Below are 9,721 nucleotides of genomic sequence, written 5' to 3' on the forward strand. Positions count from 1 at the left end.
TTAAGATAAACGAAAATTAACAAAAATTAATTTTAAATTAATCTTGATAAAACGCTTTCAGTAAACTATTATTAATCTGTAAAAGTTAATATATTAATTAAAGTTAATTAATAATTATTTGTTTTGGTTAATTAGTTGTTAACTTCATTGTAATTATCTATCGAATTAAAAATAGTAAAGAGGAGTTGGATAAGATGGTATCTTGGAAAAAGCTAATAAGTGGTATCGCAATTGGAACATTAGCACTTAGTCTAGTAGCTTGTGGCAATGATTCTGAAGACGCAGGTAAATCTGATAAACCAGTAGAGTTGAAAGTTGCTACTTGGGCTGCAGAAGAAGAGGCTAAAGAATTTGACGCTTTATTAAATGAGTTAAATAAAGAGCAAGATGACTATGAGCTGAAACAAATGGTTATTCCAAAGGATTACTACGTGAAGATACAAACAATGACAGCGGGTAATCAGGCACCAGATATATACTGGTTATCTCAAGAATTTATTCCTGCATATGCTAAGAACAGTGCGATTTTAGATCTTACAGAAACAATGGAAAAACAAGATGAAATTGATATGTCTGATTATTTAGAAGGTGCTATAAACACTGCAAAATATGATGATAAACTGTATGGTTTACCATGGATTGGACAACCTTATGTCGTTTATTACAATAAAACAATGTTTAAAGAAGCTAGCGTAGCTGAACCTACTAAAGATTGGACATGGGATGATTTCCATGCAACAGCACAAAAGTTAACTAAAGACGGTAAGTATGGATTTGCAGCAACAGGAACTCCTCCGCTTTCAATCTTTGCTTGGGGCGAAGGTGGAGAATTTATTGATCAAGATGGAAAAGTAAAAGTGAATTCTAAAGAATCAATTGCTGGCTTTGAAAAAGCAAATCAAATCTTAACTGATAAAAAGGCGACAATGCCTTACCAAGAAGCAGTTTCTAAAGGTGTTGAACCATCCTTTGTTAATGGTGAAATTGCCATGATGGTTGGTGGAGCAAACGATAGCATTGAGAAATTGGTAGAAAATAGCTCAGCACCGTTTGAAGTAGGAATGGCGTATATGCCTGCTGGTAGTAAGGAGCAAGTTACTTTTAACTGGACAGCTTCAAATGTAGTTTCATCACAAACAAAAAATAAAGAAGTAGCAACACAAGCGATGATTGATCTAACTAAAAAAATGTTTGAGTGGAAAGTACCAACTCCAATGAAATCTACGGTAGGTGACATTGGAAAAATCAATCCTTATAAAGAGTATGCGGCTGATGTAATTGAAGGATCTGCTAACATAGCACGAGGTTACCATAACATACCAGAACAGAATGAAGCTATGTCTAAGCTATGGGAAGGTATTGAGATGCCTATTCTAAGTGATAACAATGGTAAAGGTAAGTTGAATCTGAAAAAAGCGGCTGATGAAACGACTGAAACAATAGAATCCGTTATTAAAAAGTAAATGGTGTTCAACTAAGGAGAGACGAATAAAAAGTTCGTCTTTCCTTCATTAGGAGGTGCCAACTTGACGAAAGAAGAGAAAGTTCTACAAATATTAGAACGTAGTAAGCAAACAAAGAAGAAAAAAAGAATAAGTCCGGGCTATTTTTACATCGCACCGTGGTTTGTTGCGTTTGCTATTTTTAGTGCTGTTCCAATGTTTTTATCTGTTTATATGAGTTTTATGGATTGGCCTGTAATTGGTGAACCAACTTTTATTGGCTTAGACAATTTTAAAAATCTAATCCACGACGAAGGGTTCCGTAATTCATTATGGGTAACAATGCGCTATGCAATAGTGACAGTACCAATCGGGATGGCTGCTTCATTAACTATTGCGTTAATCATGAACTCGAAAATAAAAGGGTTAAGTTTTTATCGAACAGTTTACTATTTACCAGCGATTGTATCTGGTGTAGCAGTAGGTATTATTTGGCGTTGGATTCTGGATCCGACAAATGGTTTGGTAAATAATTTCCTTGCCATTTTTGGGATCGATGGTCCAGGTTGGTTAACGGACCCTCAATGGGTATTACCATCTTACCTTTTAATTAGTTTATGGGGTGCTGGCGGTGGAATGTTGACGTATCTTGTGGCATTAAATGAAGTTCCGAAAGATTTATATGAATCTTCTATGATGCAAGGTGCTAATTATTTCACAAGACTTTATAACATTACTATTCCTATGATGAAGCCGATTCTGTATTACAACTTAATTATGGGAATCATCGGTGCATTCAAGAAGTTTACAGATGCTTATATTTTGGGAGGAGCCGGTGGCGAAGCAGACTTCATCATGTTACACATTTATGATACGGCGTTTAAATACTTCAAAATGGGTTATGCTTCGGCAATGTCTTGGGTGTTCCTAGTCATCATATTGCTGATTACTATGCTTGTATTCAAGTTCAGTGATTTCTGGAAGTACAGCCAAAATAACGAAGAGTAAGGATGTGAGAAAATGTCTGTACTAATCCCAAATCAAGCACAAGATGAAGAACAATTAGCACTACAAATGCAAAAGCAAGAAAAGCTGGAAGCCATTATTAAACGAAATAAACAAAATAAGTTGAAAAAGAATTGGTATCGTTCGGTAATCAAACATGTTGCATTATCGCTGGTTGCGATTTCAATGCTTTTACCTTTTTTATGGATGGTATCAACGTCATTAAAAGAAACGGCTGATGTATTTACTATGCCACCGCAGTGGATTCCAGACCCAATACTTTGGGAAAACTACTTATCGGTGTTTCAGAAGCTACCATTTATGAGGTTTTTTGCTAATACAGCCTTTTATACAGCGTCAGTTATGTTCTTCGAAGTATTTGTCTCTGTTATTGTGGCGTATGGATTTGCTCGTTTTAAATTCAAAGGTAAAAATATCTTATTTATGTTTTTGTTAATTACGATTATGCTTCCGGGTGAAATTACAATTGTGCCAGGCTATGTATTCTGGGCGAAGCTCGGTGAATTCTTTGGTGTATCTTTTATTAATTCATATATACCATTAATTCTTCCTGCAATTGGTGGACAAGCCGTACATGTATTCTTTATGTCACAGTATTTCCGTGGTATTCCGAAGGACTTTGCTGAAGCAGCCTATATGAATGGGGCTGGAAGTTGGAAAATTCTTTGGAAAGTATATATACCAATGTCTATTCCGGCGATTATTACAATTGGAATTTCTTCATTTATGGGAACATGGAATTCATTCCTTGGACCACTTATTTACTTGAACGATGTTGAGAAATTTACAGTACAAATCGGTTTAACGATGTTTGAAGGAATGTTTGAAGTAAACTGGCCACTTCTAATGGCTGCGACAACTCTTTCTATGCTACCGATTATGATTCTGTTCTTCACAATGCAAAAATATTTCATCCAATCGAATAAGGGTGATGGAATTAAATAGTAAGGAGATAGATGTAAATGAAAAAACACTCTTTAAATCCGATTATCACAACAGAAGCAGTCAAACCTTCTCGTCCTGATTTTCGAGTGGATTGTGTATTTAATGCTGCAGCCACAACTTATAACAACGAGACGATACTATTGCTTCGCGTTGCGGAGAGTTTTATAGATTCAACAGAAGAAATCTATCAAGTACCAGTTATTGAAAACGGTGAAGTGAAAAAAGTAACGATTAATCGAAAAGAGAAAGAAGCGGAAGGTTGGGATTTCTCTGATAAACGTACAATATCAGCACCATGTCAGAGACGTGGTTTGAAAGTGGTTTACTTGACTTCTCTTTCGCATTTACGTCTAGCAAGAAGTACAGATGGTATTCATTTTGAAATTGATGATCAACCATTTATTTTCCCGCAAACCGAAGAAGAAGCATGGGGTTGTGAAGATCCTCGTATTGTGCATATTGATGATACTTACTATATCAACTATACAGCTGTTTCTGATCGTGGAATTTGTACAATGCTTACACATACGAAAGACTTTAAAAGTTATGAACGTGAAGGTCTGATCTTTGCACCAGAAAATAGAAACGTAGCTATTTTCCCAGAGAAAGTAGGAGATAAATATATCGCATTTAACCGACCAGCTCCTGAAGGTATAGGTAACCCGGCGATATGGTTAGCGGAATCTCCAAATTTAGTTCATTGGGGAAACCAAAAATTCATTAGCTCTGTACAAGAATTTGGATGGGAAACAGGAAGAATTGGAGCAGGTTTTTCACCAATTAAAACGAAAGACGGCTGGTTATTTATTTATCATGCAGCGGACGTAACTAATCGTTATTGCTTAGGTGCTATGCTACTAGATTTACAGGATCCGAGTATCATTATTTCTCGCTTGGATCACCCAATTCTAGAACCGACAGAAGACTATGAAATTGAGGGCTTCTTCGGTGGAGTTGTGTTTACATGCGGAGGTATTGTAGTAGATGGCACGCTTCGTATTTATTACGGCGTAGCAGACGAGAACATGGCAGTAGCAGAGACAAAAGTAGATGACCTAGTTCAAGAATTATTAGCGGCTAGAAAAGGAGTCGAAGTAGTATGAAAACAGTCAACGCAACAACTGTAACAACAACAATGTTACTAGACAAATACAAAGAAACGAATCAAAAACCGATCAATTCTACAAAGTTACATTTTACGGGAGTTGAAGGCTTCGATATTTACAATATTACAAAACCGTTTGAAAATGAAGGCAAGCAAATAATTGCTGGTCGTGTTGAAAAGAGAGACGAAGAGTGGTCAACAGTTATCTTCTTTGAACAAGTAAATCATGCAGAGTACGGTAAAGTAAATGATTATCCTACATTTAAGTTACAAGATCCTTTCGTTGCTTTCATTCACGGTGAATTGGTGCTAGGTGGAGTAGAGGTATTCCCACACCCAGACTATCCGATTGAATCAGGTAATCTATGGTATCGAACAGTGTTTTATAAAGGAAAAAGCATTCAAACATTAGAGAAATTTGCTGAGGGTCCACTTGGCATGAAAGATATCCGTTTTGTAGAACTTTCAGATAAGAAGATTGGAGTATTTACTCGTCCACAAGGAGAAATTGGTGGTAGAGGTCAAATCGGATTTTTTGCAATGAATGATTGGAGTCAATTTACAGAAGAAAGCATTCTTAATGCTCCTTTATTAAAAGAACTATTCATCACAGAAGAATGGGGTGGTGTAAACGAGGCTCACCTATTAGAAAACGGAGAAATCGGAGTTCTTGGTCATATTGCTTCATTTGACGCTGAAGGAAATCGTCACTACTATCCATTTGTATTTACGTTCAATCATGAGACAATGGAGTATCATAGTATTGGTTTACTATTTGAAAGAGCTGATATACAACCAGGGGAAACAAAACGTCCAGATTTAGTAGATGTTATTTTCCCTGGAGGAATTGTATTAAAAGAAGACGTAGCTGAAGTATATGTCGGAGTAAGTGATGCTGAAGCTCAGTATGTTGTAATACCTAATCCGTTTTTTTGAAAAATTTGAGGAAGTGAAAGAACATGTTTAAACGCATTAATCAATGGATTGAATCATTACATCCCATGTGGATTGGAATTGCTGTTCTTGTAATGGCTGTCAATCTAGCTATTCCATTTGCCACCACAATGCAGAAGGATGGAAGAGTCCAAATTGAGAGTTTTGGTGAATTAATTTCAGATATACCAGATACAGTGATTGCTCAGGATGGAAAGCTGGTGGCTAAAGAAGGAAGCTTTATAAATGGAGACTACGGTGTCTATATCTCGAAAAGCGAAATAGAGCCTAAAACCACGTTTGCCATTATTTTCAATGAAACACAATTAACTATTAAAAAGGATCGTCAAATACAACACATTCCTTATAAAGGTGAGTTGTCGAAAGAATCCTTGTTATCGGAGCTAGGTAATTGGTTGGCTGGTTTAACGGGCATTTCGGTAATGAGCAGTATCCTTTTCTCATTCCTGATGGCTATTATTATTGTAATGATTACATTGATTATTGCGTACTTTTCATTTCGAAAAAGCGTAAAATACCGTGAGATGATTCGAGCGGTTGTTGCTTATTTAACGATAGGAAGTTTTGTTGGAAGTGGGATTGTTGGTTATATATTCTCAATCCCACCAGCCATTGCAATGGCTATATCCATAATATTAGGTACTGTTTTGTTTTTCTTTAGTATAAAAAATGTGTATGAACGTACACTTGCAAGAGATTATCTATGAACGTGATGCAAGTTTTAGGAGGCAAATCATCATGAGTTTTGTCAAATTAAGTAATGTATATAAAGTATATAACGAAAAAGTATTAGCGATTGACGATTTCAACTTGGATATTGAAAGCAATGAATTTGTTGCATTAATTGGTCCTTCAGGTTGTGGAAAATCAACTTTGCTACGTATGATTGCTGGACTTGAAGAAATTACGGATGGAGAATTATCCATCGGTGGTAAAGTCGTCAATGATGTGCATGCGAAAGATCGTGATATTTCAATGGTTTTCCAGAACTATGCATTGTATCCTCACATGACGATTTATGACAATATTGCGTTTGGTTTAAAGCTTCAGAAAGAAGATAAAGCAGTTATTGCTGAGAAAGTAAATGCTGTATCTGAAACATTAGGCTTAACGGAACATTTAAAGAAAACACCGAGCGAATTATCGGGTGGTCAGCGTCAACGTGTGGCGTTAGGACGTGCGATGGTTCAAGAATCAAAAATCTTCTTAATGGATGAGCCGCTTTCAAATTTAGATGCAAAATTAAGAAGTAAGATGCGTATGGAAATACTATCATTGCATCGTGAGCTAGGTATAACAACTATCTATGTTACCCATGACCAAGTGGAAGCGATGACGATGGCAGACAAAATTGTCGTTATGAAAGATGGTGTTATGCAACAAGTTGGTAGTCCGAAAGATTTGTATTATAAACCGGCCAATGAATTTGTTGCGAAATTTATTGGAGATCCAGAAATAAATATATTAGAAGGATTCTATCAAGCAGGGAAATTTGAATTAGATGGTTATAACATGCCTATTCCTGAAGGATTACAAAAGAAACTTGCTCCTTATAGTGGAAAAGTTATTCATATGGGTATTAGACCGGAAGATGTACGAAGTGAACAAGTCTTTCTTGATACGTATGCAGACACTCGATTTGAAACATCAATTGAAATTGTCGAAATGCGTGGTGATGAATTGATTTTAACTACAAAATTAGCGAATCAATTTATTACTTCAAAAACAAGCTCGTACATGGATTATCATCTAGGTGATCAAATAACTTTAGCTATCAACCCTAATAAAGTCCATTTCTTTGATGCCGCTACAGGGGTAACCATTTAGTTTTGCTCTGAAAGTATGAAATAAAGGATAGTCGCGTTCACTTCAAAGAAATAGTTGTGAACGTATACTGTCCTTTTTCTGTTTAGCTGAATATGTAAAAAGGAAGAAGGTAATTAGGAATGATGCCTGTTGAAGCAATAGTTGATAAATGGAGAAATCATCCTCGGTTAACAGAGGATTTGAAAAAAGAATTAAATACTTTAGATGACGTTCAAATAGAAGATGCTTTTTACAAATGCATTGAATTCGGGACAGGCGGAATGCGTGGAGAAATCGGCGTAGGTCCAAATAGAATGAACATTTATACAGTTCGTAAAGCAGCTCAAGGTTTGGCTAATTTTGCCAAAGAACGTAACGTATACCAAGGAGATGAATCTATTGCTATAGCGTATGACTCTAGACATTTTTCTCCGGAGTTTGCAATGGAAACAGCTAAGGTTTTAGCGACTAATGGAATTAAAGCCTATTTATTTGATCATATTTGTCCGACACCGATTCTTTCATTTGCCATACGTTATTTACGCGCTTCCGGTGGAGTAGTTATTACGGCAAGTCATAATCCACCTGAATATAATGGTTTCAAAGTATATTTAGAAGATGGGTGCCAAATCCCAGTTGAAGCAGCAAAATCTTTAGTATCACATGTTGATTCGATCGTAGATGAATTGAATCTGTTGACAGATACTGAAGATGAATTACGTGCACGTAATTTAATTGTAACGGTTCCGGCTGATGTTGAAGATGCGTATTTAGAAGCAACAGAATCCATTCGTATACACAAAGAAATGGAACAAGAAACAAAGGATTCTTTGAAGATCGTATTTACACCACTTCATGGAACATCCTTAAAGGCAATGACGTTAGGATTGCAACAATGGGGCTTTAACCATGTAGACATTGTTAAGGAGCAAGCTCAAGCTGATCCAGAGTTTTCTACTGTTGCTTCACCGAATCCAGAAGAGCATGCGGCTTTTGAATATGCTATACAATATGGAAAAAGACAAAATGCTGATGTGTTGATGGGGACAGATCCAGATGCCGATCGTTTAGGTGTAGCGGCCCTTAATGAAAAGGGAGAGTATGAAGTATTAACCGGAAACCAACTAGGAGCACTTTTACTTGATTATATTGTGACTGGCAAAGCGGAACAAGGCACTCTGCCAAACAACGGTTTTGTTGCAAAAACAATCGTAACCTCTGAATTAGGAGCATCTATTGCAAAAGGTGCTGGCTTACATGTTGTAAATACTTTAACGGGTTTTAAGTTTATAGGTGAACAAATTCGATTAAATGAAGGCCAACATCCATTTGTATTTGGTTATGAAGAAAGTTATGGCTACTTAATTGGTGACTTTTGTCGAGACAAAGATGCTGTTCAAACGGGCCTTTTAGTTGCTGAGATGACGGCATATTGGAAGGGTAAAGGACAAACACTTTATCAACGTTTAGAATCCATTTGGAAGCAATATGGTTATTATCAAGAGTCGCTATATTCTCTTACATTAAAGGGCAAGGCTGGAAGTGAACGTATACAGCGCATGATGGACTTTTTTCGAGCTAATTCTTGGTCTGTGGTTCATGGTTTACAAGTTTTAGCTGTTGAAGACTACTTAACTGGAACGCATTATGATTGTGAAACAAAACAAATAAAGGCAATGACACTACCGAAATCAAATGTTATTAAAATTATTTTAGCAAATGATTCTTGGTTCTGTTTACGTCCAAGCGGCACAGAACCAAAGTTAAAAGCATACTTTAGTGTTCGTTCTGAGAGCAAGGAAGCTTCGCTAGATTTAGTTGCAAACCTTCAAGACACTATTGTAAAAATGCTTAATGTAATAGAATAAAATTTACCTCGGAAACTGTTCCTTTAGTATAATATGCTACTTTAGGAATAGTTTCTTTTTTGTCTGTAAAAACTTGTTTTGAATACCTTTTTTTATTAATGAAATGAAATATGTCATAATGGAAAGTAAGTAGATGAGATAAAGAAAGGCGGTTGTTTGGTATTTCTACATTAAATAAAGTATTAAAATGGATTGCATTTTTGTATGAAGGTTTTTTAGCCATACCGCTGTTAGGTGGTACATTTATTGTTGCAAATGGATGGGCTCCGCTTGTTATTGCTGGAATTCTTCACGGGTTTGCGATCGTCTTCTTATTACTAGATAAAAGAATGGCGATTACAGGAAACGTAATTGGCTTATTGGGGGCATTGTTAGGATGGATTCCTGGAATAGGCTGGTTGTTCCATGCTTGTACGGCTTTAGTGTTATTCATTGAAGCTATTTATGTATCGATGACTGGATATAAAAGTTCGAGGTATTAATCAAAAAACCAAAAGATCTCAGTAATGAGCTTTTGGTTTTTTTGTTTAAAGAAAAACAAGTATATAATTTTGTACGTTGTCTAGCTCCAGCGC

General features: G+C 36.2%; 9 protein-coding genes. All 9 read left to right on the top strand.

Features of this window, described 5'->3' with window-relative positions:
* The first annotated feature begins 194 nt into the window (after positions 1 to 194).
* Entirely contained in the window at positions 195 to 1,463 is a 1,269-nt protein-coding gene (locus V7014_RS13465) for an ABC transporter substrate-binding protein (RefSeq protein ID WP_335507949.1), read from the top strand.
* Between the two features lie 63 nt (positions 1,464 to 1,526).
* Entirely contained in the window at positions 1,527 to 2,450 is a 924-nt protein-coding gene (locus V7014_RS13470) for a carbohydrate ABC transporter permease (protein WP_335507951.1), read from the top strand.
* 12 nt (positions 2,451 to 2,462) lie between these two features.
* Positions 2,463 to 3,413: a carbohydrate ABC transporter permease gene (locus V7014_RS13475; RefSeq protein WP_335507953.1), complete on the top strand. Its 951-nt coding sequence runs from the start codon at positions 2,463 to 2,465 to the stop codon at positions 3,411 to 3,413.
* A 17-nt stretch (positions 3,414 to 3,430) separates the two neighbouring features.
* The gene (locus V7014_RS13480; protein ID WP_335507955.1) at positions 3,431 to 4,516 is read left to right on the top strand and encodes a glycoside hydrolase family 130 protein; all 1,086 of its coding nucleotides are present in this window, start codon (positions 3,431 to 3,433) and stop codon (positions 4,514 to 4,516) included.
* The gene (locus tag V7014_RS13485) at positions 4,513 to 5,454 is read left to right on the top strand and encodes a DUF1861 family protein (RefSeq protein WP_335507957.1); all 942 of its coding nucleotides are present in this window, start codon (positions 4,513 to 4,515) and stop codon (positions 5,452 to 5,454) included. Before V7014_RS13480 ends, V7014_RS13485 begins: the two co-directional genes overlap by 4 nt.
* A gap of 23 nt (positions 5,455 to 5,477) precedes the next feature.
* Positions 5,478 to 6,179: a DUF1189 family protein gene (locus V7014_RS13490; protein WP_335507959.1), complete on the top strand. Its 702-nt coding sequence runs from the start codon at positions 5,478 to 5,480 to the stop codon at positions 6,177 to 6,179.
* A gap of 31 nt (positions 6,180 to 6,210) precedes the next feature.
* Positions 6,211 to 7,299 carry an ABC transporter ATP-binding protein gene (locus V7014_RS13495; RefSeq protein WP_335507961.1) on the top strand — a complete coding sequence of 363 codons (1,089 nt, stop codon included), beginning with the start codon at positions 6,211 to 6,213 and terminating at the stop codon, positions 7,297 to 7,299.
* A gap of 122 nt (positions 7,300 to 7,421) precedes the next feature.
* Positions 7,422 to 9,146 carry a phospho-sugar mutase gene (locus tag V7014_RS13500; RefSeq protein ID WP_438824916.1) on the top strand — a complete coding sequence of 575 codons (1,725 nt, stop codon included), beginning with the start codon at positions 7,422 to 7,424 and terminating at the stop codon, positions 9,144 to 9,146.
* A gap of 152 nt (positions 9,147 to 9,298) precedes the next feature.
* A complete protein-coding gene (locus tag V7014_RS13505; RefSeq protein WP_335507965.1) occupies positions 9,299 to 9,628 on the top strand; it encodes a hypothetical protein in 330 nt (109 codons plus the stop codon).
* Positions 9,629 to 9,721 lie beyond the last annotated feature (93 nt).

It is taken from the genome of Bacillus sp. JJ722, from assembly GCF_036963345.1.
Lineage (GTDB): Bacteria > Bacillota > Bacilli > Bacillales > DSM-1321 > Bacillus_AD.